Origin of the sequence: Micropruina sp. (assembly GCF_047602085.1) — a bacterium.
Lineage (GTDB): Bacteria > Actinomycetota > Actinomycetes > Propionibacteriales > Propionibacteriaceae > Micropruina.
The window spans coordinates 80,332-106,937 of sequence record NZ_JASGID010000005.1; the positions used below are offsets into that span (position 1 = coordinate 80,332).

The 26,606-nt window shown below is 70.3% G+C and carries 23 protein-coding genes; 8 read left to right on the top strand and 15 right to left on the bottom strand.

Annotated elements, in window-relative coordinates:
* Nucleotides 1–15: 15 nt before the first annotated feature.
* The 3 genes from QM721_RS09270 to QM721_RS09280 all read left to right on the top strand — a co-directional run bounded on the left by QM721_RS09270 (nt 16) and on the right by QM721_RS09280 (nt 1,748).
* Nucleotides 16–1,059, top strand: a complete 1,044-nt coding sequence (locus tag QM721_RS09270; protein ID WP_415121201.1) for a PTS glucitol/sorbitol transporter subunit IIB — start codon at nt 16–18, stop codon at nt 1,057–1,059.
* A gap of 71 nt (nt 1,060–1,130) precedes the next feature.
* The gene (locus QM721_RS09275; protein ID WP_415121203.1) at nt 1,131–1,490 is read left to right on the top strand and encodes a PTS glucitol/sorbitol transporter subunit IIA; all 360 of its coding nucleotides are present in this window, start codon (nt 1,131–1,133) and stop codon (nt 1,488–1,490) included.
* Between the two features lie 6 nt (nt 1,491–1,496).
* Nucleotides 1,497–1,748, top strand: a complete 252-nt coding sequence (locus tag QM721_RS09280) for an HPr family phosphocarrier protein (protein ID WP_415121205.1) — start codon at nt 1,497–1,499, stop codon at nt 1,746–1,748.
* 84 nt (nt 1,749–1,832) lie between these two features.
* Here QM721_RS09280 and QM721_RS09285 read toward each other — a convergent pair whose 3' ends face one another.
* The gene (locus tag QM721_RS09285; protein WP_415121207.1) at nt 1,833–3,608 is read right to left on the bottom strand and encodes an SIP domain-containing protein; all 1,776 of its coding nucleotides are present in this window, start codon (nt 3,606–3,608) and stop codon (nt 1,833–1,835) included.
* Between the two features lie 238 nt (nt 3,609–3,846).
* On the opposite strand from QM721_RS09285, the gene QM721_RS09290 reads away from it, so the two are divergent.
* Both QM721_RS09290 and QM721_RS09295 read left to right on the top strand, forming a co-directional pair.
* Nucleotides 3,847–5,529: an ATP-binding cassette domain-containing protein gene (locus QM721_RS09290; protein ID WP_415121209.1), complete on the top strand. Its 1,683-nt coding sequence runs from the start codon at nt 3,847–3,849 to the stop codon at nt 5,527–5,529.
* The gene (locus tag QM721_RS09295) at nt 5,522–7,345 is read left to right on the top strand and encodes an ABC transporter ATP-binding protein (RefSeq protein WP_415121211.1); all 1,824 of its coding nucleotides are present in this window, start codon (nt 5,522–5,524) and stop codon (nt 7,343–7,345) included. Before QM721_RS09290 ends, QM721_RS09295 begins: the two co-directional genes overlap by 8 nt.
* A 137-nt stretch (nt 7,346–7,482) precedes the next feature.
* Here the strand turns inward: QM721_RS09295 and QM721_RS09300 are convergent, their stop codons facing one another.
* Genes QM721_RS09300 through QM721_RS09315 form a run of 4 tightly spaced genes read right to left on the bottom strand, consistent with a single transcriptional unit; the run spans nt 7,483 to nt 11,455 of the window.
* Nucleotides 7,483–8,499 (bottom strand): ABC transporter substrate-binding protein, encoded by a 1,017-nt coding sequence (locus tag QM721_RS09300; RefSeq protein ID WP_415121213.1) that lies wholly within the window; start codon nt 8,497–8,499, stop codon nt 7,483–7,485.
* Nucleotides 8,500–8,538: 39 nt separating this feature from the next.
* The gene (locus QM721_RS09305) at nt 8,539–9,348 is read right to left on the bottom strand and encodes an ABC transporter ATP-binding protein (protein WP_415121215.1); all 810 of its coding nucleotides are present in this window, start codon (nt 9,346–9,348) and stop codon (nt 8,539–8,541) included.
* Nucleotides 9,345–10,406 carry a FecCD family ABC transporter permease gene (locus tag QM721_RS09310; RefSeq protein ID WP_415121217.1) on the bottom strand — a complete coding sequence of 354 codons (1,062 nt, stop codon included), beginning with the start codon at nt 10,404–10,406 and terminating at the stop codon, nt 9,345–9,347. Before QM721_RS09310 ends, QM721_RS09305 begins: the two co-directional genes overlap by 4 nt.
* On the bottom strand, nt 10,403–11,455 hold the full coding sequence (locus QM721_RS09315; RefSeq protein WP_415121219.1) for a FecCD family ABC transporter permease: 1,053 nt from the start codon (nt 11,453–11,455) through the stop codon (nt 10,403–10,405). Before QM721_RS09315 ends, QM721_RS09310 begins: the two co-directional genes overlap by 4 nt.
* Nucleotides 11,456–11,525: 70 nt before the next feature.
* Here QM721_RS09315 and QM721_RS09320 point away from each other — a divergent pair, with 70 nt between their 5' ends.
* The gene (locus QM721_RS09320; protein ID WP_415121221.1) at nt 11,526–12,383 is read left to right on the top strand and encodes an AraC family transcriptional regulator; all 858 of its coding nucleotides are present in this window, start codon (nt 11,526–11,528) and stop codon (nt 12,381–12,383) included.
* Nucleotides 12,384–12,542: 159 nt separating this feature from the next.
* On the opposite strand, the gene trmD is transcribed toward QM721_RS09320, so the two are convergent.
* The 4 genes from trmD to rpsP form a co-directional block, all read right to left on the bottom strand.
* Nucleotides 12,543–13,253: a tRNA (guanosine(37)-N1)-methyltransferase TrmD gene (gene trmD, locus QM721_RS09325; RefSeq protein WP_415121223.1), complete on the bottom strand. Its 711-nt coding sequence runs from the start codon at nt 13,251–13,253 to the stop codon at nt 12,543–12,545.
* Nucleotides 13,253–13,777, bottom strand: a complete 525-nt coding sequence (rimM, locus tag QM721_RS09330) for a ribosome maturation factor RimM (protein WP_415121225.1) — start codon at nt 13,775–13,777, stop codon at nt 13,253–13,255. The genes trmD and rimM overlap by 1 nt, the downstream gene beginning before the upstream one ends.
* Before the next feature lie 70 nt (nt 13,778–13,847).
* Entirely contained in the window at nt 13,848–14,111 is a 264-nt protein-coding gene (locus QM721_RS09335; protein ID WP_415121227.1) for an RNA-binding protein, read from the bottom strand.
* A gap of 2 nt (nt 14,112–14,113) precedes the next feature.
* Entirely contained in the window at nt 14,114–14,542 is a 429-nt protein-coding gene (gene rpsP / locus QM721_RS09340; protein WP_415121229.1) for a 30S ribosomal protein S16, read from the bottom strand.
* Nucleotides 14,543–14,797: 255 nt separating this feature from the next.
* Between rpsP and QM721_RS09345 the strand changes: the two genes are divergently transcribed.
* Both QM721_RS09345 and QM721_RS09350 read left to right on the top strand, forming a co-directional pair.
* A complete protein-coding gene (locus tag QM721_RS09345; protein WP_415122066.1) occupies nt 14,798–15,994 on the top strand; it encodes an Nramp family divalent metal transporter in 1,197 nt (398 codons plus the stop codon).
* 63 nt (nt 15,995–16,057) lie between these two features.
* Nucleotides 16,058–16,333 (top strand): hypothetical protein, encoded by a 276-nt coding sequence (locus QM721_RS09350; protein ID WP_415121231.1) that lies wholly within the window; start codon nt 16,058–16,060, stop codon nt 16,331–16,333.
* Nucleotides 16,334–16,553: 220 nt separating this feature from the next.
* Here the strand turns inward: QM721_RS09350 and QM721_RS09355 are convergent, their stop codons facing one another.
* From QM721_RS09355 to smc, 6 genes are all read right to left on the bottom strand, one after another.
* Complete coding sequence (locus tag QM721_RS09355) at nt 16,554–17,651, bottom strand: DNA glycosylase AlkZ-like family protein (RefSeq protein WP_415121233.1); 1,098 nt, start codon at nt 17,649–17,651, stop codon at nt 16,554–16,556.
* A gap of 103 nt (nt 17,652–17,754) precedes the next feature.
* Nucleotides 17,755–18,951: an amidohydrolase family protein gene (locus QM721_RS09360; RefSeq protein WP_415121235.1), complete on the bottom strand. Its 1,197-nt coding sequence runs from the start codon at nt 18,949–18,951 to the stop codon at nt 17,755–17,757.
* A gap of 167 nt (nt 18,952–19,118) precedes the next feature.
* A complete protein-coding gene (gene ffh / locus QM721_RS09365) occupies nt 19,119–20,714 on the bottom strand; it encodes a signal recognition particle protein (protein ID WP_415121237.1) in 1,596 nt (531 codons plus the stop codon).
* A 357-nt stretch (nt 20,715–21,071) separates the two neighbouring features.
* Nucleotides 21,072–22,202 (bottom strand): signal recognition particle-docking protein FtsY, encoded by a 1,131-nt coding sequence (gene ftsY / locus QM721_RS09370; RefSeq protein ID WP_415121239.1) that lies wholly within the window; start codon nt 22,200–22,202, stop codon nt 21,072–21,074.
* Nucleotides 22,203–22,361: 159 nt separating this feature from the next.
* Nucleotides 22,362–22,607: a hypothetical protein gene (locus QM721_RS09375; protein WP_415121241.1), complete on the bottom strand. Its 246-nt coding sequence runs from the start codon at nt 22,605–22,607 to the stop codon at nt 22,362–22,364.
* Nucleotides 22,608–23,047: 440 nt separating this feature from the next.
* Nucleotides 23,048–26,605, bottom strand: a complete 3,558-nt coding sequence (gene smc / locus QM721_RS09380; RefSeq protein ID WP_415121243.1) for a chromosome segregation protein SMC — start codon at nt 26,603–26,605, stop codon at nt 23,048–23,050.
* Nucleotide 26,606: the final 1 nt, after the last annotated feature.

A 26,606-nucleotide genomic window follows, 5' to 3' on the forward strand; every position in this document is an offset into this window, starting at 1 on the left:
ACAAGGAGAAATGACATGACCTACAACAGCATCATCGTCGAGCGCGGCAGCGGAGGCTATGGCGGCCCGCTCACCATCACCCCGACCGAGACCAAGAACAAGATCGTCTACATCGTCGGCGGCGGCGTCCGCCCCGAGGTCGTCGACCGGATCGCCGAACTGACCGGCTGCGAGCCGGTCAACGGCTTCAACACCGCGGTGCCGGACGAAGAGACCGCAGTGGCCGTGATCGACTGCGGCGGCACGCTGCGATGCGGCCTGTACCCCAAGAAGGGGATCCCGACGATCAACATCATGCCGACCGGCAAGGCAGGCCCCCTGGCGCAGTTCATCCACGAAGGCATCTACGTCTCTGCGGTCGGCCCGAACAACATCCGGCTCGCCGACGAGGCCAGCGTCGCGGCTGCGGCGGCCAGCAGCGCCGAGTCTGCGGCAGCCCCGGCGGCAGCCACCGAGCCGGCATCTGAGAAGGTGACCTACACCTCAGATAAGAAGATCTCCGAGACCCTCGCCGCCAAGCGCAATAAGAGCTGGCTGGAGAAGATCGGCCTGGGCGCCGGCCGAGTCGTCGCCATCTTCTACCAGGCCGGACGCGATGCCATTCAGACCCTGCTCACCACGATCCTGCCGTTCATGGCATTCGTGGCCATGCTGATCGGCATCATCAACGCCTCCGGCCTGGGCAATGTCATCGCCCACGTCCTGACCCCGCTGGTCGGCACCGGAGTCGGTCTGATCATCCTCGGGTTCGTCTGCTCGCTGCCCTTCTTGTCCCCGCTGCTCGGCCCGGGCGCGGTGATCGGCCAGATCATCGGCACCCTGATCGGCGTCGAGATCGGCAAGGGCAATATTCACCCCAGCCTGGCACTGCCGGCGCTCTTCGCGATCAACACCCAGAACGGCTGTGACTTCATCCCGGTCGCGCTGGGCCTGGCCGAGGCCGAGGCCGAGACCGTCGAGGTCGGCGTCCCGTCGGTGCTGTACTCGCGGTTCATCAATGGCGTCCCCCGGGTCGCCGTTGCCTGGCTGGCCTCGATCGGGCTCTACTCGGCTAGCTGACCGTCGTCCACCCACTGCGCTGCCCCGGTATCGCCGGGGCAGCGCGCCCCCACCGTGAGAAAAGGAAACCCATGTCCCAGATCTTCGACACCACCGTTCAAGGCATCGGCAACGAAGCCGCCACCTTCGCCGATCAGGGTATGTATGTGCTGTTCGGCGACAACGCGCCCGCCGCACTCGCCGACTTCTGCTACACCATCGTGATGAACCCCACCACCGCCGACATCGTGCCCGGCCAGACCCTCGTGCTGGACGGCGTCGGTTTTCCGGTCACCGCGGTCGGCAGCCTGGTTCGCAAGAACCTCGACGGGCTGGGCCACATCACGATCAACTTCGACGGCGCCGCCGAGGCGGGCCTTGAAGGCACTCTGCATGTCGCGGGTGTCGCGCCGGCGCTCGCCGTCGGCTCGACGATCGTCATCGAGGGCTGAGCCGGAATGCTCGTGCGCTCGGTGACCGTGGGCGACCGCCAGGGGCTGCACGCCCTGGTCGCCCACGCGCTCGCGGCCGCCGCCGCGGGCTTCACCGCGTCGATCTGGGTGAGGCACGACGGGCGCCGTGCCTCACTCACCGACCCCGTCCAAGTGCTCGCCCTGGCCGCGCGGGCCGACGCCGTGGTGACGGTGCTGGCCGACGGCCTTGACGAAGCCGACGCCTTGGACGCGATCTGCGCCATCATCGAGGGTTGAGGATCGCCGGTCGAGCCTGTCGAGACCCGAGTATCCCTCCAGCAAGAGGGTTCGACGTAGCTCAACCAGTAGGGACTGCGGTGGTCAACGCTTGCCTGAAGAGCCGTTGAATCCACCGCCACGGCGGCACAGCGCCCAGAGCCGGAGATCCCAGCCGATATCGATGCCTTCGACGTCCGGCAGCCCGACGGAGGCGAGCAGCGCTCGCCATTCCGGCAGGGTGCGGACGCCGGAGCCGAACGCCACCCGGAGCCTCAGGTCGAGCTCGGCGTCGTGGTCATGCACATCGTCGACGTCCAGCACCCGCTCGACCAGCACCAGATCGGCGTCGGCGCTCTCGGCGAGAGCCACGAGACCGGCCAGCCGGGCGCCGGCAGCGCCGTCCGGCAATTGATCGAGAGCCTGCACGACCAGCAGCGCCGGCGTGGCCAGCTGCGCCGGCACGGCTATCGACGCGGTTACGGCGAGCGCTGGGTGCAGGTCGAGCAGGGCAGCGACCGTTTCGGGGGTTCCGGCGCCGGTGACGGTGATGGCCGGGTATGCCGCCCAGTCCCAGTGCTGCACGATCGACGGGGCGTACCAGGTGGCCTCGTCGCCACAGACGTCACGAAACCCCGCTGAGAGTTCGGCATCAGCGGCCAGTGCCTGGCCAGCTCCGGCGTCGGTGCCGGTACGGACGTGCTCGACCAGCCCGGGCACGGTGAGTTCGAGCAGATCACCCGGGCCGCCAAGCCCGAAGTCGCGCTCCAGGGTCTCGCTGTCGACCAGTTCGAGCCCGAGTTCGGCAAGGGCGAAACGGTCTCCGTCGGCGCGCAGCACCTCGATCGCGGTCAGGTAGCGCAGCAGCGCATTCGTGGCCGCCGGCTGCAGACCCAGTTCGGCCGCGAGGGCGTCGGCGGTGGCCGGTCCGGCCTCCAGCCGCTGGATGAGGCCGAGGGTGACCGCGGCCCGCAGCGCGACCGGCGCGGTGGTCTCGAGCAGCGCGTGCAGGCGGGCGAAGCTGTCGTCGGGAGCGATCGTCTCGACACCGGAGTCGTCGACCAGCACCTCGCGGCGGCGCCAGTAGCCAACCACCTCGAAGCAGTCCGGCGGTACCGCGCGGTCGTACTTGAAGTGAGCCCGAATCGGCTTCAGGGTGAGCGCCTCGCCCGCCACCCAGCAGTACGGCTGACCAGGCCACCAGTCCGCCGCTTTGATGGCGCGTTCGAGCACGTCACCGGTGCCCGGCTCGGCACCGTTGCGATGCAGCCAGGTGAGCCGGACGCCGGGGCGGCTGGCCAAGCCGGGCAGCGGCACCTGGTGCGTGGCGTCGGCGACCTCGACGAAGATCTGCGCCTTGGCGTTGGCCGGCAGATCGTCGATCAGCCGTCCGATGGCGGGCAGTGCGGTCTCGTCGCCACCGATCAGGAGCCAGTCGACGCCCTCGGGCAGCAACACCGACGCCTTCGGCCCGGCGATGTGAGCGGGGTCGCCGGGCCGGACCCGCTCGACCCAGGCGGCGGCCGGGCCGGTGCCGTGCCGCACGAACTCGAGGTCGAGTTCGCGCGCCGCGGGGTCCCAGCGGCGCGGCGTGTAGTCCTTGGCCGCCGAGGCATCGGACCAGTCCAGGTGCCCTTCCACCTGTCGCGGCGGCCTGATCTCGGACTCCCCCAGCTCGGGCACGATGATCTTCACGTGATCGTCAAAGCCCTCGTTGCGCAGCGCCGGCACGGCAATGCCGTCGGCGGTGGTGAAGGCACCCAACTGGTCGCCGGTCAGGGTGATCCGACGCAGCCCGGGGGTGACGTCCACCACCCGCGACACGGTCAGGGCACGCACGTTGATCGGAAAGGTGACTAGTTGGCGACGCGTTCTCGGCACGGCTTCGAGGCTAGCCAGCCACGGCCCGTGGCCGTCCAACCCAGCGCCCACCCTGTCGCAACCGGCTGCCGGACTCCCCAGCAGCTGCGACGGGGCGCCGGCCAAGGGAGGCGCAGGCCCGCCGGCAGCGCGTCCGGTCGCTCGGTTCGGCGGCTCGGCGGCGCGTCCGGTCGCTCGGTTCGACGGCTCGGTGGCCCGGTTGGACGCGGCGACCGGCCGCCGGTCTACCGTGACGCTGGTGACCTCCCCGCCCCCCACCGGACCCGCCCTGTTGCACTACTGCCTGTTCGGCGCGCAGCGCGACCTGCTGGCCTCGATCGGCTCGGCATTCGTGCGCCAACTGGCCTTTCTCGCGGTGCCGTGGCTGCTGGGCCGCGCCGTGCTGTCGGTCGCCGAGGGCGACGGAGCCGCCGTGGCGCAGTGGGCCGGGCTGCTGGCCCTGGCCACCGTGGTGGAGTTCGCCGGCCTGTGCGGCTGGGTCTGGTGGGCGAACCTGGCCGAGGCCCGTCTGGCCGGCACGCTGCGCGGCTGGCTGCTCGCGACGGTCTTTGCCGACCCCGACGGCGGACGGGCAACGACAGACGGCTATGGCGACCTGCTCAGCCGTGCGATGGACGACGTCGACCGGGTGCTGTTCTGGATTCACGGCCTGGCCACCTGGATCGTGGTGGCCACCACGGTGGTCGTGCTGGTGCCGGCACTGGCGGCAATGGATCCACTGCTGCTGGTCGTGGCAGCGGCGGTGGCAGCGGTGCTGGTGGTGGCGAATCTGGTCTTTCCACGGGCCTTCGAGCGGCGCATGCAGGCGATGGCCCGGGCCCAGGCCACCCGCACTCAGGCGGTCACCGACCTGCTCGCCGGGTTGGTCGGGCTGCGCGGAATCGGCGGAGCCGGCACCGTTGTCGAGCGGCACCACCGCTCCAGCGCGGTGCTGACCGACCGGGTGGGCGGTGTCGCGGCGGTATCGGCGGCCTGGTCGGCGACCGGGCAGACGGTCGCCCCCGCCGGCGTGGCCGCCGGGTTGCTGATCGGCGGCCTGGCGGCGGTGAACGGGCAACTCGATGTCGGCCAGTTGACCACCTTCGCACTGTGGATGGGCACGGTGCAGCGGGCCAGCCAGGCGGTCGTGATGCGGCTGGGCGACCGAGGCGCGGCACGGGTGAGCGCCGACCGGATCGCCGCGGTGCTGGCCCTGCACCCCGGAGCATCGGATGACGGGGCGCACGCGGGCCGGATGCCCGCCGCCAGCGGAACCGGCGGGGTCGCTGAGGCCGAGGGGCTGCGACTGTCGGCCCTGACCGTGGACCGGCTCAAGCTGGCGCCGCTCACCGCTTGCGCGCAACCCGGCGAATGGCTGGCGCTGAGCGGCCCGACCGGTTCGGGCAAATCGACCCTGCTGCGAGCGATCGCGGGCCTCGAACCGCACGCGGGCCTGGTCGGCGTCGATGGACTCGACCTCGCTGGGCTCCCTGCCACCCTGCGCTACGACCGGCTCACCCTGGTGCCGCAATCACCGCTGCTTCTGCGCGGCACGGTGCGCGACAACCTGCTGCTCGGGGCGCCCCGCCCCGACGCCGACCCGTCCGACGAGACCCTGCTCGAGGCGTGCCGAGCGGCCTGCTTCGACGAGGTGCTGGACGGTCTGCCCGGCGGGCTGGACACTGTGGTCGGCGAACGCGGCGCCACCTTGTCAGGCGGGGAACGGCAGCGGCTGGCGCTGGCCCGGGCACTGCTGCGCGGCACCAGCGTGCTGCTGCTCGACGACGTCAGCTCAGCGCTCGACCCGGCCACCGAGGCCGAGCTGATTCGCCGGCTGAGGACCCGACTAGATGACACGGCGGTGGTGTGGGCGGGGCACCGCGCCGCGGTGCGCGCCGCGTCCGATCGGACGGTCGAGCTGGCGGTGGGCGCCGATGCCTGAGCAGCGACTGCTGGCCGCCGCCCCGGACGAGAGCCGGCTGCTGCGCCGAGCTGGGCCGCTGCTGCGCGGCCACCGGCTGTCGCTGGCCCTCGCCGGCACCGTCACCGTGGGCGCCTCGGCGGCCGAGGTCGGCGCGCTGGCGGCGCTGGGCCTGGTGACCGACGCGGTGCTGGCCGCCGACGCGGCCGGGGTGGTGACCGGTGCCGCACTATTCTCCGGCCTGGTGCTGGCCGGATTCGGCCTCGGCTGGTTGGCTCAGTGGCTGGTGGTGATGGTCGGCGAACGTTTCGTCCGGAGGCTGCGCGACGATGCCGTCGCCGCGCTCGCCCGCACCTCGGTACGGTTCGTCGAGGCGCACCCGAGCGGCGAACTGGTCCGCCGGCTCACCGGCGAGATCGCTGGCCTGTCGGCCTTCGTGGGCGGCACCCTGCCCGAGTTGGCCGGGGTGCTGGTCACCCTTGGGCTCACTTTCGTGATGCTGGCCGGCTATTCGTGGCAGTTGACCGCGGTGTTGATCGTGCTGGTGCTGGCCGGTTCGACGCTGCTGATGCGCGGCTTTCTGCGTCGGGCCGAGCCTGCCTACGCCGCGACCGCCAACGCCGAGGCCCAGGTGTCGGCCACGTTCTCGGAGTCGTTGCCGGCCCGCGAGCAGTTGGTGGTGCTGGGCGCGACCCCGCGCCGGCTGGCCAGGTTCGCCGCAGACAACGAGGCCCTGCTGCGGGCCCGGATCACCGAGGTGCATACCGACCGCTGGCTGGCTGGGCTGGAACCCGTGCAGGGCATCGTGCTGGTCGCGTTGGTGCTGCTCTCCTATGCCGCCACCACCGCCGGCTGGCTGGGCGTGGGCGGCGTCGTGGTGTTCCTGGCCGCTTGCCGGCAGGTGTTCGGCAACGTCCAGGAGCTGGTGGCCGGGCTTGGCGAGTGGCGCTCCGCCAAGACCACATTGGCGCGGGTGCTCGACTTGCTGGACGCCTCGGACGAATTTGCGCCCCCGGCGTTCGCGGCGGCCGACGCACGGCGTGCGGCCGGCGGGCGGCCCACTACGCGCGACGGGCATTGCCGGCCGGGCGATGGACGGCCGGAGGCTGCCGATGAGCGACCCGCGGCGGGCGATGAGCGACCCGCGGCGGGCGATGGGCGGCCTGCGGCGGGCGAGCTGGTGGCGACGGAAGTCGGCTACCACTACGTCGCCGACCGTCCGGCGTTGACCGACGTGAGCCTGCGCGTGCGGCCCGGCGAGCGGGTCGCGCTGGTGGGTGCCACCGGTTCGGGCAAGACCACGCTGGGCAAGGTGCTGGCCGGCCTCTACCCACCGGACGCCGGCCGGCTCAGCTACTCGGATCGACCGCTGGCCGACTTCGACGAGGCCGAACTGCGGCGGCGCATCGTGCTGGTGCCGCAGGAGGTGCTGTTGGTGCGCGGCACCCTCGCCGACAACCTCGCCCTGACGCCCGGCGTGAACGACGACCCGGCCGGCCGGGAGCAGATGCTCAGCACCGCCCGGGTTCTCGGGCTGGACCGCTGGCTGGCCGAACAGCCCGAGGGGCTCGACACCCACGTCGGCGAACAGGGCGAGTCACTGTCGGCCGGAGAACGTCAGCTGGTGGCGCTGCTGCGCGCCGTGCTGGCCGACCCGGCCGTGCTGGTGCTCGATGAGGCGACCGCCGACGTCGACCCGGTGACCGCCGCCCGGGTCGAGAACGCCCTGGCCCGGGCGGGCAGTGGCCGTGCCGTCGTGGTGATCGCGCACCGGCCCGACACGGTGGCCCGCGCCGACCGGGTGATCAAGCTGGAGGCCGGGCGCGTGGTGGGCTGAATGGCGCGCCAGTTACCTCTGAGATTTTCGCCGGTCGAGCGTGTCGAGACCTCAGCTGCACCGCTGCGGGAGCTGCACCACTGCGGGCAACAGGTTTCGACACCCTCAACCAGCCGGGTGTTCCGGGGTGCAATCGGTCAGGCGGGACCCTCGCCGGCCAGCGCCTTCACCAGCACCGGGGTGAGCTGCTGGACCACCCACGGGTACGACAAGGCGTCCGGGTAGGCGATGTCCGAGGCCAGGCCGCTGTCGGAATCGATGATCGCCCACCGGCCGGCGGCCACGGCGGGGATCTTCGTCCACAACGGCTTCTTCTCCAGCTCGCTGCGCGACAGCAGGCCCTCGTCGCCGAACGGGTACGCGATGAGCAGGACGTCGGCATCGGCCAGGTCGAGGTTCTCCAGGCTGAGCTTGTTGTTGTCACCGGTGAACTTCGCGGCGTTGGCCGACTTCACCAGGCCCAGGTCGTCCAGCGGCGAGGGGTCGGCCTGGGCGTGCGACATGTAGCTGATCTGCTCGGGATGGACCACCAGGTAGGTGTACGTCTTGCCGGCCAGCTCGGGATGGGCGGCCTTGGCGTCGGTCACCACCTGCTGGTTCGCGGCGATCACCTGCTCGGCCTTCTCCGTCAGGCCCAGGCCGAGGGCGGCCCGCAGCAACCGGTCCTGCCAGGTCATCGAGAGGGCCTGGTCGGTCTTCTCGAAGGTGATCACCGGTGCGATCTTGGCTAGCTGCTTGAAGTCGTCGTCCATCGAGTAGCTGTTCATGGCAAGGATGACGTCGGGGTCGGCCTCGGCGATGGCAGCGAAGTCGGTACCGTCGCTGGCGTCGAAGGTGACCGGGTCGGTGATGCCGAGCCGCTGCCGGGCCTCGGTGATGTAGGGCGCGGCGGTCACGCCGGGGTAGCGCCACTCGATCACGGGACCGATGCCGAGCGCGTAGGCGATCGACCGGTCGCCGCCCGACACCACCGCAACCCGCTTCGGGTCGGCAGGGATCTCCTGAGCCCCCCAGGCGGTGGTCAGGGTGACCGGGCTCTTCTCGGTGACCGCGAGGGCGGGGCTCTCCGTGGCCGGTGTGGAGGCCGTGCAGGCTCCGAGCGACAGTGCGACGCAGGCAGCCAGCACCGTCATCAAGGTCCGGGTGGTCTTCATACGGATCTCTTTCCTTTCGTTGCCGGCCGGGGCCGGAGGTCAGTCGTGGCGTCCGAGCGGATACACGTGCGGGCGTCCCGTCGCCGGGTGCGGGCGCACCACGCAGCGCAGACCGAAGGCGCGTTCGACCAGCTCGGGAGTCAGCACCTCGGCCGGACTGCCGTGCGCGACGATCTCGCCGTCGCGCAGCGCCACCAGGGCATCGGCGTAGCGGGCGGCCTGATTGAGGTCGTGGCTCACCACCACGACGGTGGTGCCGCGCTCGGCGTTGAGGTCGAGCAGCAGGTCCATCACCTCGACCTGATGCGCGATGTCGAGAAAGGTGGTGGGCTCGTCGAGCAGCAGGTAGGGGGTGCCTTGGGCGAGCGCCATCGAGATCCAGACCCGCTGGCGCTGCCCGCCCGACAGCGAATCGACCCGCCGCTCGACCAGATCGGCGGTGCCGGTGGCCAGCAGGGCGTCTACCACCGCGGCCTCGTCGGCGGAGGTGCGGCGCTGCCCGAACCGCTGGTGCGGGTGCCGGCCGCGCCAGACCAGATCGCCGACGGTGATCGCCTCGGGCGCGATCGGGCTCTGCGGCAGGATGCCGAGCCGGCGCGCCACCTCGCGGGTGGGCAGGGCGTGCAGGTCGGCGCCGTCGAGCAGCACCGCGCCGGCGCGTACCGCCAGCAGCCGGGCCAGCGCGCGCAGCAGGGTGGACTTGCCGCACGCGTTCGGCCCGATCAGCGCGGTGATGGTGCCCGGTTCGATGGTCAGGTCGAGGCCGTCGATCACCAGGCGTTCGGCATAGCCGACACTGATGCCGCGGGCGGACAGTCCGGACGCCGCCAGCGTCTCCTGGCCGGTCACGCCGCCCCCGCGCGCGAGCGGAGCAGCAACCAGACGAACACCGGGGCGCCCACCAGCCCGGTCAGCACGCCGGTGGGAACCGGGGCGATCGGCGGCAACTGCTGGGCGGCCAGGTCGGCACTCAGCACCAGCACCGCGCCGACCAGTGCCGCGGGCAGCAGATGCGGGCCGCGCGGCGCCAGCCGGGCGGCAATCGGTCCGGCGATCAGCGCGACGAAGCCGATCGGTCCGACCACACTGGTGGTGAGTGCCGCGGCGACCGCACCGACCACCAGCACCACGACCCGCACGGCGACCACCCGGACCCCGAGCCCGCGGGCCAGGTCATCGCCCAGACCCAGCGCCGACAGCCCGCTGACCAGCGGCAGCACCGCCACCACAGCCACCGCGAGCACGATGGCCAGCAGCCCGGCGTCCGGCCACTGCACGTACGAAGCGGTGCCGGTGGACCAGCGCAGCACGGCCGCGATCGCCATGCGGTCGGCGAAGGTGAGCAGGTAGCTGGTCACCGCCACTCCGACCGCGCTGACCCCGATGCCGACCAGCACCAGCCGGTAGGTGTCGAGGCCGCCGCGCCAGGTCAGCGCGAACACCACCGCGGTGGCGAGCAGTGCGCCGAGCAGGCCCGCCGCCTGCACGCCGAGCGGAACGGACGGCGCGAGCACGATCGCGGCCACTGCTCCCGCTGTGGCGCCGCTGGTGATGCCGATGATGTCGGGGGTCGCCAGCGGGTTGCGCACCACGCGCTGGTACAGGTGCCCCGAGACCCCGAACAGCACCCCCGCCAGCAGGGCCCCGACGGCTCGGGGCAGCCGGGTCTCGAAGACCACGAAGTTGGCCAGCCCGCGCGCCCGCCCGGTGATCGCCCACAGCGCGTCGGCCAGCCCGATCCGGGTGGGCAGGCCGACCAGCAGGTTGGCGAAGAAGAACGCCAGGGCCAGCACCGCACCACCGGCCACCACCGCGGCGAACCGGTGCCGGGCGTCCGACCGGCCGGCCCGCAGTGCGGCGACCAGTTCGGCGCGAGCATCCGTGGTGGGCAGCAAGGCGGCGTTCACAGCGTCACCAGCTCACGGCGGCGGGCCAGCCAGACGAAGAACGGCGTGCCGACCAGGGCGGTCATGATGCCGACCGGGATCTCACCGGCCCCGGGCCCCAGCCGTCCGGCCACGTCGGCGAGCAACAGCAGCGCCGCACCGGTCAGCATGGCCAGCGGCAGCGACCAGCGGTGGTCGGCGCCGATCAGCATCCGGGCGATATGGGCGGCGACCAGGCCGACGAAGGCGACGGGTCCGGCCGCCGCGGTGGCTGCGGCACAGAGCAGCACGGCCACGGCCGCCACCAGCAACTGGGTGCGCCCCACCGACAGGCCGAGGCCGGCGGCGGTGTCCTGGCCGAGGCCGAGAATGTTGAGGCTGCGGCCCAGCAGCGGAGCGACCAGCAGGCCGGCCAGCAGAAACGGCAGCGCGTCACCCAGCACGTCGGCGCGCCCGGTGAGCTGACCGACCGACCAGAACCGCAGCGACGCGAAGACGGCCTCGTCGCGCACCACCAGCAAGGTGGTGACCGACGCCAGGCAGGCCGCCACCGCGGCCCCGGCGAGCACCAGTCCCAGCGTCGGGTCACCGGAGGCGGTGCGAGTGCCGATCAGGTAGACCAGCGCGGCGGTGACCGCGGCACCGGCGAGCGCGAACCAGAAGTAGCCGTGCAGGCCGTGGATGTCGAACAGCACGATGGCCAGCACCACGAACAGCGCGGCGCCCACCTCGATGCCGAGGATGCCCGGATCGGCCAGCGGGTTGCGGGTGAGCGCCTGCATGACCAGGCCGGAGCCGCCCAGCGCGGCGCCGACCAGCGCGCCGAGCATGGTGCGCGGGATGCGCTCCACCCACAGCACGTCGGCGTCGTAGCCCTGCTGGCCGAAAAGCACGATGCGCAGCACGTCGGCCGGGGCGATGTCGCGGGCACCGAGAGCGACGCCGAGCAGGACGGCGACCAGTACCAGCACCACCGCGCCGATCAGCAGCGGCACCCCGCGCGCCGGCCTGGTGCGCGGCAGCGGCGCTGGTGCCGGCGTGGCGGTGGAACGGGTCGCGGCGACAGGCATTGCCGCACCTCCCCTGCGCTGTTCGAGACGCCCGGTGAGTTCGGGACGCCCGTAAGGTTAGGCTGCCCTTATGCCTACCGATCCCACGCAGGTGTCAGGCCATCCAACGCAGCGCGCTGTGCGTCACGGCCGCCGCAGCGAGCTGGTCCTGGCGGGGTCTCGTCCGGCGTCTACCCGGGTACCCGGCGGGGGGCGATCCTCGTCCGAGGCGGCATCGTTCGCGCGCGAGGCGTCCGCCGGGTTCGGGGCCTGGGGCCACGACGCACACGTACATGACGACCACCAGTTGATCTACACCCCGCTCGGCCATGCCGTCGTGTGGGCGCAAGGCCGCGCCCACCACCTGACGGCGAACGTGGCGCTGTGGATCCCAGCCAGGGTCTGGCATGCGGCCCGCTTCGACGCCGACTGCCTGGTCGCCCCGGTGATGTTCGCGGCCGAACGGTTCGGGGCGCCGTCCGAGGGGTGCGCCGAGGTGGTGGTGACCGAGCGGCGACGACGCATGCTGCTCGCCCACCTGCGGGAACGCCTGGACGACGCCGAGCCGTCGGTCGAACTGTACGAGGCCCTGGTCTCGGACGCCGGCCAGGTTCCGTTGCCGATGCCGACCTCGACCGTGCCGCACGCGGTGGCCAGCGTGCTGGTGGCGACGCCGAACGATCCCCGCACCTTGACCGAATGGGCCGAGACCTTCTACACCAGCCCGACCAGCCTGCGGCGCGCGTTCCTGGCCGAGACCGGACTCACCTTCTCGGAGTGGCGCACCCGAGCCCGGATCAACGCCTCTGTCGACCTGCTCGCCCGGGACGGGAAGGTGTCCGTCGTCGCCCAGCAGGTCGGCTTCACCAGCGCGAACGGGTTCATTCTGGCGTTCCGGCGCTACTTCGGCGTGACCCCGAAGGTCTACGCCACCGGTCTGGCCGCCTAGATTCTCGCTGGTCGAGCTTGTCGAGACCTCGCTGGTCGAGCTTGTCGAGACCTCGAACAGAGCGCTCTCACTAGGGTTTTCGATCCACTCAAGCAGCGGTGGGCGCGCTGACCAGCGCCTCCCTCACGGCCCGGCTCACACGGACTCTCGGCTGCCGCGTCAGCCTTTTGGCAACAGGTCCGGACGGCGCTCGCGGGTGCGCGCCAGGGCCTGCCCGCGGCGCCAGGCGGCCACCTGCCCGTGGTGCCCCGATAGCAGCACCTCGGGCACGGTGAGCCCGCGCCAGGTCTCAGGCTTGGTGTAGGTCGGGTACTCCAGCAGGTTGTCGTGACCCTCAGCGTGCGACTCCTCCACCAACGACTCGGGGTTTCCCAGCACGCCGGGCAGCAGCCGCACCACGGCCTCGACGATCGCCAGCACAGCGACCTCGCCGCCGTTCAGCACGTAATCGCCAAGGCTGACCTCGCGCACCCGCAGGCGGGTCGCCGCGTGGTCGACGACTCGGGCGTCGATGCCCTCGTAACGTCCGCAAGCGAAGATCAGCCGTTGCTCGCTCGCCCAGTCGTGGGCGAGCTGCTGGGTGAACCTCTCCCCGGACGGCGTCGGCACGATCAACACCGGCTGGTCCGCGTCGTTGCCCGGCAGTCCCAGCAGCTCGTCCAACGCCTCGCCCCAGGGTTCGGGCTTCATCACCATGCCGGCTCCGCCGCCGTAGGGGGTGTCGTCGACGGTGCGGTGCCGGTCGTGGGTCCAGCGTCGCAGGTCGTGCACGCCCACGTTCACCAGGCCGCGGCTGATCGCCTTGCCGACCAGCGACAACTGCAACGGAGCGAAGTAGTCGGGGAAGATCGTGACGATGTCGAGGCGCATCAGACGTCCTCCCCCACCGGCTCGAAAAGCCCGGCCAGATCGGCGACTTCGACGAAGCCTCCGGGCACGTCCACGACTGGAACCAGTGCCGTCACGAACGGCACGAGGCGTTCACCCCCAGCGGTGTCGACCACGAGCAGGTCTTGGGCCGGGTTGTGAGTGATCGACACGATGCGTCCCATCACGGCCCCCCCGCGCCGCACCTCCAGCCCGACCAAGGCGGCATCGTGAAACTCGTCGGTATCGGTCTGTTCGGCCTCGACGCTGGCCCACAGTTCGGTTCCGCGCAGCGTCTCGGCGCGCGACCGGTCGGCGAACCCGCGAAAGGCCACCAACAGGTACTCGCCCTGCCGCCGGCTGGCAACCACCTCGAGGGTGGCCCCGTCGGCGCTGCCGCAGCGCAGCACCGCTCCCGGTGCGAAGCGTTCGCCGGCATAGTCGGTGTGCACGCGCACGGTCACCTCGCCGCGCAGTCCGTGCGCACGCCCGACCGTCCCGACGATCACGTCGACGAGGGTGGCCATCGGATCCTCCTGAAAGCCGTGACGCCCCCGAGTGTCGGCTCAGGGGCGTCAGTGGTTGATCGGACGTCGGTCAGTTGCGGCGGCGCTGCTGGCCGCCGCGGCGGTCGACGTCGACGAAGTCGACCCGGACGGTCTCTCGTCCGGCCAGCGCGGTCACCACGGTGCGCAGAGCACCCGCGGTGCGGCCCTGTCGGCCGATCACCTTGCCGATGTCTTCGGGGTGCACCCGCACCTCAAGGGTGCGCGGACGACGCCGATCCGAATCGGTGACCCGCACGTCGTCGGGGTTCGCGACCAGTCCGCGCACCAGGTGCTCCAGGGCGTCGGCGAGCACGATCAGGCCTCGTCGGCGGTCTCGGCCCCGGCTTCGTCAGCCTCGGCGGCCTTCTTCTTGCCCTTGCTGATCGCGGCGGTCGAGGGCTCATTGTCGGCCTCGGCCAGGGCTGCGTTGAACAGCGCGACCTTATCGGCCGGGGTGGCCTGCGGATCGATCCCCGCCTCGCCCCCCTCGCCGGTGAACTTCTGCCAGTCACCACTGCGCTTGAAAATGGTGACGACGGCCTCGGTCGGCTGAGCGCCGACGCCCAGCCAGTACTGTGCCCGCTCGGAATCGACCTTGATCACCGACGGATCGTTCTTCGGCTGGTACAGGCCGATCTCTTCGATCGCGCGGCCGTCGCGCTTGGTGCGCGAGTCCATGACGACGATGCGGTAGTGCGGGGAACGGATCTTGCCGAGCCGCTTCAAACGAATCTTGACAGCCACTTGTGTGGTTTCTCCTGTTGGAAAGCCTGGGCAACGACTGCCAGGCTGGACGGGTGAGGCCGACCCCCACTGTGGGGAATGGGTGCGGGACTCGGGTGAATCCACGGAACCGGCGATGAGAGGGCACCAGAACCGAAGACGCGGCCCATATTCTGCCAGATCTGCCCCTGAATCAGCGAACCGGGGCGTCGGGGTAGGGTGCGGCGCATGTCCTCCCCCCGGCGTCGTCCGCGCGTCGCGTCCGGTTGGGCGCTGCTGGGGCCGGCGTTCGTGGCGTCCGTCGCCTACGTCGACCCCGGCAACGTGGCGGCCAATCTCACCGCCGGAAGCCGCTACGGCTACGCCCTGGTATGGGTACTGGTCGCGGCCAGCGGCATGGCGATGCTGATTCAGTATCAGTCGGCCAAGCTCGGTCTGGTCACCGGACGCACCCTGCCTCAGCTCATGCACGCCAGGCTCGAGGGTAAGCCTTGGCGGGGTGTGGTGAGCGTCGGCTACGGCGTGCAGGCCTTCGTGATCGCGGTGGCGACCGACCTCGCCGAGGTGGTGGGCGGCGCACTGGCCCTCTACTTGATGTTCGGCACCCCGCTGTGGCTGGGCGGGCTGATCGTAGGCGCGGTCAGCGTGTGGCTGCTGTGGGCGTTGCGCAGCCACGGCGAGCGCACCTTCGAAATCGCGATCACCGCGATCCTGGCGCTGATCTGCGCCGGCTTTCTGGGTGCCCTGCTGTGGGCGCCGCCGGATTGGCGGGCCGCGGTCGGCGGGTTGGCCCCCGGCATTCCCGCCGCCGACGCGTGGCCGTTGGTGGCGGCCATGCTGGGCGCGACGGTGATGCCGCACGCGATCTACCTGCACTCGGCGCTGGCCATCGACCGGCACCGGCCCACCGGACGGCTGCTCGTCCCGCTGCGCCGGCTGCTGCGCATTCAGAAGGCCGATGTAGTGCTGGCCCTGCTGCTCTCGGGTTCGGTGAACATCGGCATGCTGCTGCTCGCGGCGGCCGCGTTGCGCGGCCAGGCGGGCGACACCATCGAAGCGGCCTTCGCCACCATCACCGAGGGTGTGGGCAGCCTGCCCGCCTTGGTGTTCGCGGTCGGGCTGCTGGCCTCGGGCGTCGGGTCTGCCGTTGTCGGGACGCACGCCGGGTCACGCATTCTCAAAGACCTGATCGGCTTTCCGATCGCCCCCACCTGGCGCCGCATCATCACCGTCGGGCCGGCAATGCTGCTACTCACTCTCGGTGCGGCACCGACCGAGGTGCTGGTGTGGTCGCAGGTGGTGCTCTCCTTCGGCGTGGCCCTGGCCGCCGCTCCGCTGGCCGACTTCACCGGCGACCGCCGGCTGATGGGCGAGTTCGTCGACCCGCTGTGGAAGCGGCTGTTGAACTGGGCGATCGTTGCCACGATCGTCGCGCTCAACGTGGTGATGATCGGCTGGACGCTGAGTCACTGAACCATCCGGAACCGTCCCCTGAACCATCCGGAACCGTCCCCATGGTTCTGGGGACGGTTCTCGTTGGTTCAGGATCGCCTGAATCGCGACCGTGCAGGCCTCCCGACCGGATCGGAGAACCTGCGCTGCGGCAGCACGCTGAGCCGCGACGGCTCGTCCCTGCTGGCCGTGTGCGAGGCGAACGGCGAGCAGCACAGCACCGGGGTGGCCGTCACCACCGATCTCGCGCCCGAGAGACTGGTCGGCGTGGCCCGCCGCGCCTCGGGCGGCACCCTGAGCGCCGCCGACTGGACGGCCCTGCTCGGCCCCGACGTTCCGGCGGACTGTACCTGCAGGTAGGCGACCTCGTCGACCGGTCGTCGAACCTGTTGGGAACCGGGATTGCACCATGCCCGATCGACGGGTGCTTAACCTCGATCCGCCGATGGACGGCGTGGCGAGCGGCATCAGAGGGGTGCAATGGCAAGCCGGGTGCGCGAAGGCGTACCGGGTCTGAACCGACGCAGCCAGTGCGCCCGGCTTGGAGCCGCGCAGCAGCCGCATATCGGTAGATCGAGGTTCAGAGGTCGGGCTCGGAGACTTCCAGCCCCAGCCATTCGGCCAGCGCGCCGATCTCGGCCCGGACGTCCGCTTCGGCTGCCCGCGACCAGTCCCGGTCGCGGTGCACGGCGTTCACTCGCAGCAGGCCGGCCTTCCGGTCGGTCTTGGCGTCGAGCTTTCCGATCAGTTCATCACCGCGCAGGATCGGCAGCACGAAGTAGCCCCAGCGGCGCTTGGCGGCCGGCTTGTACATCTCGAGCGCGTATTCGAAGCCGAAGATCACCTCCGCCCGGCAGCGGTCGAACACCAGCCGGTCGAACGGCGACAACAACACCGTGCGACCCTCGAACCGACGGCCCAGTTCGTCCAACCCCACCGGATCGACCCGCCACTGCCCATCGACGCCGTCCACCAAGGCCGGCTCGCCCGCGGCACCGACGTCCAGGCGTTCCAGCGGCACCTCGGTCTGCTGGGCCCGGGCGATGCCGAGCGCACCCAGCCTTCGTTCGTTGCGGCGGGCATCCACCTCGTCGTCGGGCACGTGCGCGGTCGGCGGGTACCAGCGCTCCGCCAGATCCCAGAGCCGCTCGCGCCCTCGGCGTCCGGCGATCGCAACCTCGCCCAGGCGCACCAGAAGCTCGAGCATCTGGGTGACGTTGCGGTTGTTGGTCCAGCCCGACGACCCCCAGGGCTGCTGCGCGGTGTCGGGAATCTCACCGGTGGGCAGCGGCCCGCGCTCGGCGACCAACGCGACCACGTCGCGGTGAAAGCGCGCGTTGGCGGCCATCCAGTCCCGGGCCCGCTGGTACTTCAGTGGACGCCGCATCACCGCCCGGTACAGCCCAAGATCGGCCCCCGCGCGGTACATACCGTCGTACTCGAAGACAGTCTTGTCGTTCTCGAACGCCTCGGACAGGTGCGCATGCTCGTAGCCACCACCCAGCCTGCTGTACAGCATGTGGTCTTCACTAGGGGCGATGGCGTTGGTCGGGTCGATATTCAGCACCGTGAGCTCGTCCACCACTTCGGCGGGGCTGCCCGGACGCTCGGCGTCCAGCAGTTGCGCGCGAATCGCCAGCCGACGCGCGTCGGCACGGCTCAACCGGTGCGGTTTCATGCGCCGACGCTACCGCGCGAGCAACCTGGCTTCCCTGGTGCCACATTGCTGCCTGCTCAGGGGCGGCGACGTGCTCCGCGCGCAGCAACGCGGACCGGCCCGGTCAAGACCCGGAGGCCCCGCCCACCACCCGTCCGTTGAGAATGATCACGACGGGCTCGCGCACCACCGAGATGTTCACCCGCGGATCGTCGGCGAACACCACGATGTCGGCCGGCGCGCCGTCTTCGATGCCGGGGTGGCCGAGCCAGCGCCGTGCGTTCCAGCTCGCCGCGCCCAGTGCGAAGTCGTTACCGCCCACCTTGGCCAGCAATTCGATCTCGGACGCGATCAGCCCGTGGCCGTGCACCCCGCCGGCGTCGGTGCCCGCGTACACGGGCACGCCGGCATCCACCGCCTTGCCGATGGTCTCGAAACGCCGCTCATACAACGCCATGATGTGTGCGGCGTACCGGGGGAACTTCGCCTCACCCGCGGCGGCGAACTTCGGGAAGTTCTCCAGGTTCACCATGGTGGGCACCAGCGAGGTGCCGTTGGCCGCCATCTTTTGGATCGTCTCGTCGTCGAGGCCGGTGCCGTGCTCGATGCCGTCGATCCCGGCATCGACCAGTTCGCGCACCGAACGCTCGTCGAAGCAGTGCGCGGTTACCCGGGCGCCGTGCTCATGAGCAGCCGCGATCGCTTCGGCAGCGACGTCCTTGGGCCACAACGGGGTGAGGTCACCCGCGTCGCGGTCGATCCAGTCGCCGACGATCTTCACCCAGCCGTCACCGCGTTCAGCTTGGGTGACCACCTCGTTCACGAGTTCGTCAGGCTCGACCTCTTCGGCGAAATTGCGCGAGTAGCGCTTGGGGCGGGCAATGTGACGCCCGGCGCGGACGATCTTCGGCAGGTCGTCACGGCCTTGCAGAAAACGGGTGTCGAGCGGCGAGCCGGCGTCACGAATCAACAGCGTGCCCACCTCACGGTCGGTGATCGCATGCTCTTCGGCCCTCTGCTCACTGACCGCGCCGTGTGATTCGAGACCGACGTGACAGTGGGCGTCCACCAGGCCGGGCATGATGAACCCGCTGCTGACAACGGTGATCGCGTCCGCGACCGGTTCAAAGCTGATCACCCCGTCGTGCAGCCACAGGTCACGCTCGTCGCCCTCGGGCAGCACCACACCGTGCAGGTGCAGGCGCTGCGGCGGGCCGGCAGGAACCTCGCCCGAAAGATGGGTGTGGGTGTGCCCGTCATGGGTGTGGGTCAGCGACGTCAACGGCCCTAGGCCCGGGGGCATGTCATGGCTGTGGGTCATGCCTCGATGATTGCACTTGGGGCAGCGGGTCGCAGGCAGTGCTGAGCGGAACTTCGCGAAGCCCCAGAACAACGCTCCGGATCGGGTGCTCAGAGTGGTGCACGATCCAGCGCACTATTGCGGACACCTTCGGCGGCCGGGTCCGTCGTCTTCCTTGAATCGAGGCCTTACCGGGGGCCCTGGTTCTTCTGGTCGAACATCTTCTGCATCTCGGGCGGCAACTGAAAGTCGCCCAGCGCCTTTGCCAGGTCGGCATCCGATGGTTGGCCCGATTTTCCTAGGCCGAAGGCGTCCGCCGGGTTCCACTCCGGTTGCTGCGCCACCGGTGCCGCCGCCGGCCCGGCCGCGCGTTTAGCCGGGTTGCCCGACACACCCTTGCCACGGCCCTTCGGTTTCGGCGCCTGACGGGCCGGCTGGCGGCGAGAGCCCGGCAGCCCGGGCATGCCCCCACCGGCCATCTGGCCGCCGAGTTGCTGCATCATCTTGCGGGCGTCGAAGAACCGGTTGACCAGGGAGTTCACGTCGGTGACGGTGGTGCCCGAGCCCTTGGCGATGCGAGTGCGGCGCGACCCGTCGAGAATCTTGGGGTTGGCACGCTCGGCCGGCGTCATCGACTTGATGATCGCTTCGAGGCGGTCGATTTCACGCTCGTCGATGTTGTTGATCTGGTCCTTCATGGCGCCCATTCCGGGCATCATCCCGAGGATCTTCGACAGCGGCCCCATCCGGCGGACGGCCTGCATCTGCTGCAGGAAGTCGTCCAGGCCGAACTCGCCCCGGCCGCCCAGCAGCTTCTCGGCCGCCTTGGCGGTCTGCTCGGCGTCAAAGGTCTTCTCGGCCTGTTCGATCAGGGTGAGCACGTCACCCATGCCGAGAATGCGGCTGGCCATGCGGTCGGGGTGGAAGGCGTCGAAGTCCTTCAAACCCTCGCCGTTGGAGGCGAACATGATCGGCTTGCCGATCACCTTGGCGATCGACAGCGCCGCGCCACCGCGGGCGTCACCGTCGAGCTTGGTCAGCACCACGCCGTCGAAGCCCACGCCTTCGGCGAACGCTTGGGCAGTGTTCACCGCGTCCTGGCCGATCATGGCATCGACCACGAACAGCACCTCGGTGGGGTTGACCGCGGCGCGAATGTCGGCCGCCTGCTGCATGAGCTCGGCGTCGATGCCCAGCCGGCCGGCGGTGTCGACCACGACCACGTCGTACAGCTTGCTCATCGCGTGCAGGATCGACGTGCGTGCCACCTGCACCGGGTCGCCGATGCCGTTGCCGGGCTCTGGGGCGTAGACGTGGACGCCGGCCCGCTCGCCCACCACCTGCAACTGGTTGACCGCGTTGGGACGCTGCAGGTCGGCCGCCACCAGCAGTGGCGAATGGCCCTGCCCCTTGAGCCAGATACCCAATTTGCCGGCTAGCGTGGTCTTGCCCGAGCCCTGCAGGCCGGCCAGCATGATCACGGTCGGCGGACGCTTCGCGAACCGCAACGGGCGCGCCTCGCCGCCGAGAATCGCGATCAGTTCGTCGTTGACGATCTTGATGATCTGCTGGCTGGGGTTGAGCGCCTTGTGAATGTCGGCGCCCAGCGCGCGAGCCTTCAGGTTGGCGATGAACTCTTTGACCACGCCCAGGTTGACGTCGGCCTCCAGCAGCGCCAGCCGGATCTCGCGTGCGGTGGCGTCGATGTCTGCCTCGGAGAGCCGGCTCTTGCCGCGCAGGTTCTTGAAGACCTCTGACAGGCGGTCTTGCAGGGTGTCGAACAACGGCTTTCCTCACGCAGTCGGATTACCGGGTCAGCTTACCGGTTGGCGCCGGACGGCAGCGCTGGCCGCGATCCCACCGCTCCCCAGCGGATTCCCCACCCACGGCGGGCAAGAGAAATCGCTGGTCGAGCCCGTCGAGACCTCGAACCTGCCGCCGTCGCAAGAACCTTCGACCTGGCCCAACCAGCGGTGATTGCGTTGCTCGGAGCTTGCCTGGGCCTGGGTTTGCCGAGTCACCGATTCGCCGGCATCAGATCCACTCAATCGACTTCGCAGGCAACGATCGGCACCTTCCTCGCTGAGGATCGGCCATCACCATGGGCACATCATTGGGTCAACCGGCGGGCCGAGCGCCGCTCACTCGCTGAGCAGGGCGTCCACGAACTGCTCGGCTTCGAACGGAACCAGGTCGTCCACACCCTCGCCGAGGCCGATCAGCTTCACCGGAACGCCGAGTTCGCGCTGCACCTGGACGACGATGCCACCCTTGGCGGAGCCGTCCAGCTTGCTCAGCACGATGCCGGTGATCTGCACCACCTCGGCGAACACCCGGGCCTGGATCAGCCCGTTCTGGCCGGTGGTGGCGTCGAGCAGCAGCAGCACCTCGGTGACCGGGGCGAGCTTCTCGATCACCCGTTTGATCTTGCCCAGCTCGTCCATCAGGCCGGTCTTGGTGTGCAGCCGTCCGGCGGTGTCGACGATCACCACGTCGGCGCCGTCGTCGATGCCGCGCTGCACCGCCTGGTAGGCCACGGCGGCCGGGTCACCGCCCTCAGGACCCCGGACGGTGGGGACGCCGACCCGGTCGCCCCAGGTCTGCAACTGCTCGGCGGCTGCCGCCCGGAAGGTGTCGGCGGCGCCCAGCACCACCGATTTGTCCTCGGCCACCAGCACCCGGGAGAGCTTGCCGATCGTGGTCGTCTTTCCAGTGCCGTTGACGCCCACCACCAGCACCACGCCCGGCTTGCCGTCGGCGCCCTCGACCTTCAGCGACCGATCGAACGAGGGGTTCACCAGCTTGAGCAACTCGTCGCGCAGCACCTGCTTGGCCTTCGCCGAATCGCTGACGCCCTCGATCGACAGCTCGCGGCGCAGCGCCTCGGTGAGTTCCTGAGTGGGCCCAACCCCCAGGTCGGACGTGATCAGGGTGGCCTCGAAGTCGTCCCAGGCATCTGCGTCGAGCCGGTCGGAGGACAGGATCGACAGCAAGCCGCGGGCCAGCGGATTATTGCTGCCGGCCAGTTTGCGCCGCAGCCGGGCCATCCGCGTGGTGGGCGCCTCTGGACGCTCGAGCGTCGTGCCGGGGGCCGGCTCCGGCTCGTCGGTGGGTACAGCCGGTGGCTCAACGCTGTCGGACGGCGTCGGCTCGGCAGGCAACTGGCGCGTCGGGGCCGGTGGCAGCAGCCTACGGCGGGCGATGAAGATGGTGCCGGCCAGCACGATCACGAAACCCAGAACGCCGATGATCAGCAGTTGAAGAGAATCCACCCGGCAAGCCTAAGGGTCGATCCCATCGATCGGCGGCGTAGCGAGCGGCATCAGACGGGTGCCATGGCGAGCGGGGTATGCGAAGGCGTACCGGGTTCCGTGCAGCGGTTGCGACCGGTGCGCCCTGCGCCCGTCGGGGACGAGCCCGCCGTGCGGGGTCTACTTAGGCGAGTTCGCCGACTTGGCCGACGATCCGCGCCGCATGTCGGGAATCTCTTCGAAGAACTCCACCAAGCCCTGCGGCGGCTCGGCGTCGCCGTTGAGATGGCGGGCGGTCTCGGCCATCACGTTGGCCAGTTCGGGCACGCGCTCACGGCCAGCCCCCTGGATTCCCATGGCCACTATGGCCACGATGGCGATGGCCACGGCCAGGATCACCACCATGACGAGCAATGCGACAGCCACGTTTGTGAACCTTCCGGACGGGTGATCCCAGTATGCCGCATCGCGGCGAGAGGTTCCTGGCGCCGACAGTCAAACGGCGCACCGTTCGAGCCGCCAACGGTGGTCACGAAACATTCCATGGATGTCGACTTTGGGGTCACGTCAGTACTTTGGGGTGCTTTGAAGTGCTTGATGTTCTTTGGGACGCTCCACACATCGACACAGTTGGTCAACGGCTTGATTCGAAGAAGGTCCAGGACTAGCCGATTGGGTAGTCAACTGGCCGATTGGGTAGTCGGTGAAAAATATCGGACCACCTCAGGTGGCTGCCAACGATGCGCCGGACGACGGTGGACGACGAGGGCACGCTGGCGTCCTGACGAAGGTCTCGACAGGCTCGACCAGCGATTGCCGACCGACGGACGAGGTCTCGACCAGCGGACCAGCGGACCAGCGCAAGCTCAGTCGCGAAGCCGCTGGCTGATCACCGCCGAGACGCCGTCGGAGCGCATGGTGACGCCGTACAGGGCGTCGGCGATCTCCATGGTGCGCTTCTGGTGGGTGATCACCAGCAGCTGGGAGCTCTCCCGGAGCTCCTCGTAGATCTCCAGCAGGCGGCCGAGGTTCGCGTCGTCGAGGGCGGCCTCGACCTCGTCGAGAATGTAGAAAGGGCTGGGCCGGGCCTTGAACAGCGCCACCAGAAAGGCCACCGCCACCAGCGACCGCTCACCGCCGGACAGTAGCGACAGCCGCTTCACCTTCTTGCCGGCCGGACGCGCTTCGACATCGACCCCGGTGGTCAGCCACTCCCCCGGCTCGGTCAGCACCAGGCGTCCCTCACCACCGGGGAACAGCCGCGAGAAGGCGTCTTCGAAGGCCTTCTCGACGTCGGCATAGGCGGCGGCGAAGACTTCCTGCACCCGGGCGTCCACCTGCTCGATGATGTCGGCCAGGTCGGCACGGGTCTTACGCAGGTCTTCCAGTTGTTCGGCGAGGAAGGCGTGCCTCTCCTGCAGCGCGTCGAACTCTTCCAGCGCCAGCGGATTCACCTTGCCCAGGACGCCGAGATTGCGTTCCGCGGTGCGGAGCCGTTTCTCCTGTTCGGCCCGGACGAACGGCAGCGGTGGGGGCGCCTGGTCGTCTGGCCCGAGCGCGGAACCATCGGCCCTGGTCAGCACGGGAATCAACTGGTCGGGGCCGTATTCGGCCACCAGCACCTCGGCGTCCAGGCCGAGCTCGACCAGCGCCCGCTCGGCCAACGCCTCGACCCGCAGCCGCTGTTCGGCCCGGGCGAGCTCGTCGCGGTGCACGTGGGCGACCAGGTCCTCGAACTCCTTGGCCAGTTCCCGGCCCCGGCGCCGGGCCTCGGCCAGCGTAGTCTCGGCAGCGACCCGGGCGGCTTCGGCGGCGGACCGTTCGGCGGCGGCGAGCTGCTGCGACGCCTCGACCCGGCCGAGAAGCCAGGCGGCGGCCTCCCCGACCGCACGGGCGTCGGCTGCTTCGCGGCGGAGCTGTTCGCGACGAGCCGCTGCCCGGGCCCGAGCCTGCCGCTCGGCGATGGCCGCGCGGGTCAGCGATTCGGCCCGTCCGGCCAGAGCTCGGGCGCGTTCCTCAATGGTGCGCAGCGCCAATCGAGCCTCCATCTCGGCACCGCGGGCGGCCCGCTCGGCCACGCTCAGCCGGTCGCGCTCGGCGGGGTCGGCCTCGGTCACCTCGGTTTGTGCCGAGGCCAGTTCCAGCCGCTGCTCCAGTTCAGCCAGCGCGCTGCGGTTTTGTTCCCGGGTGGCCTGTGCGGCCGCAATGGAGGCCTCCAGCCGCTCGGCCTCCGCCTGCGCCGCCCGGGTGGTCTGGCTCAGCGTCGCCAGTTCCTCGGCCAAGGCGGCGTGCTCCGCATCGGACTCGTTCAGGCGCGCCAAAGCCGCCTCCGCCCGGTCACGGGCCGCGGCCAGTTCGGCGTCGGCCTGGGCGAGCGCGAACCTGGCCCGCTCCAGATCGGCCTGGACCGAGGCCAGCCGTGCCTCTGCCTCGTCGACCGCTGCCTGCACCTCGATCAGCGACGGCTTCGCCGAGGAGCCGCCGGCGGCGAACCACTGGCTCAGCACATCGCCGTCGCGAGAGACCGCTGTGACATCGGGCATGTCGGTGACCAGCGCCTGAGCCGACCGCACGTTGTCAACCACGGCCACTTTGCGCAGCAACCGGCGCAACGCCGGACGAACCTGCTCAGCGCAATCGACGACCTCGATCGCCCAGCCGGCACCGGCCGGCAGCTCTGGCCACGGCTCGGGGTCCGGGTGCATCGCCCCGCCCAGCAGCAGCCCGGCGCGACCCAGATCCTCGGCCTTCAAATGCCCGAAAGCGCCGACCGCGGCGTTCAAGTCGGCAACCGCGACGGCGTCGGCGGCCGAGCCGAGCGCGGCCGAGATGGCCGTCTCATACCCGGGCCGGACGGCGATCAACGTCGCCACCGGGCCGAGCAGCCCAGCCACCCTTTCACCGGCCGCCAGCAGCGCAGCCGAGGCGTCCTTGCGTTCCAGACCGAGCGCCAACGCGTCGAGCCGAGCCGCCAGGGTGGCCCGCTCAGTCTGTGCCTTCGCCTCGGCCCGACGGGTCTCGGCCAGACCTGCCTCGATCTGTTCGACCTCGGCGGCCGCCGACTCGTAGCGGGCATCCAAGCCTGACTCGCCGTCGCTGACCCCGGCGATCCGGGTTTCCAACGAGGCGAACGAGCGCGTCGCGGTCGTGGCGCGGGCCAGCGCGTCGTCGCGGGCGGCAGTGAGTCGTTCGATCTCGGCACCGGCGGCCTCGGTGCGGCTGCGCAGTGTGTTGACCTCACCAGTGAGCCGGGCCAGGCCCTCGCGCCGATCGGCGATCGCCCTGAGTTGGGCGGCGTAGCTGCGTTCCGCCTGCGCGTGGGACGCCTCGGTCTCCTTCAGGGCGGCGCTGGCGTCGGCGAGCACCTGACCGGCCCGGGCCACCTCTACGCCGAGCGACTCCTCCGCCTTGCGCACCTCGGCGGCCTCACGTTCGATCAGCTCTGGGTCGCGTCCCGGCCGGTCGCCATCGCCGGAGGCCTCCGCGTTGCGCACCCGCTCGCCCGCGATCGTCACCGTCGAGGCCAACCGCTCCCGCACGGCAGCCAATCCGTACCAGGTCTCCTGGGCGGCGTTGAGCCGCGGCAACGCGTCCCGGGCAGCGGTCTCGGCGTCCGCCTCGGCAGCGCGGGCAGCGTCCAGCGCGGCCTCGACCACGGTTCGGCGGGCCTTCAGGTCGGCCTCCACGGCCAGGTCGGATTCCAGCGCGAGGGTCGCCATGATGTAGTCGTCGGCGACCAGCCGGGCCTTGGCGTCGCGCAACTCAGCCTGGATCACCGCCGCCTTGCGGGCCACCTCGGCTTGGCGACCGAGCGGTTTGAGCTGGCGGCGGATCTCAGCGAGCAGGTCGGTCAACCGGTTCAGGTTGACCCCGGTCGCCTCCAGCTTGCGCAGCGCCTTCTCTTTGCGCTTGCGGTGCTTCAGCACCCCGGCCGCCTCTTCGATGAAGCCGCGGCGGATCTCAGGCGTGGCCTGCAGAATCGAGTCCAGTTGGCCTTGGCCGACGATGACGTGCATCTCGCGTCCGATGCCCGAGTCAGATAGCAGGTCTTGCACGTCGAGCAACCGGGCGGTGTTGCCGTTGATCGCGTACTCCGAACCGCCGGAGCGGAACATGGTGCGGCTGATCGTCACCTCGGTGTAGTCGATCGGCAGCGCGCCGTCGGTGTTGTCGATGGTCAGGGTCACCTCAGCACGGCCCAGCGGTGCGCGCCCCGATGTGCCGGCGAAGATGACGTCTTCCATCTTGCCGCCACGCAGCGATTTGGCGCCCTGCTCGCCCATCACCCAGCTCAGGGCGTCGACCACGTTGGACTTGCCCGAGCCGTTGGGTCCGACCACACACGTGATGCCGGGCTCGAAGGCCAGCGTGGTGGTCGACGCGAACGACTTGAAGCCGCGCAGGGTCAGTGATTTCAGATGCATG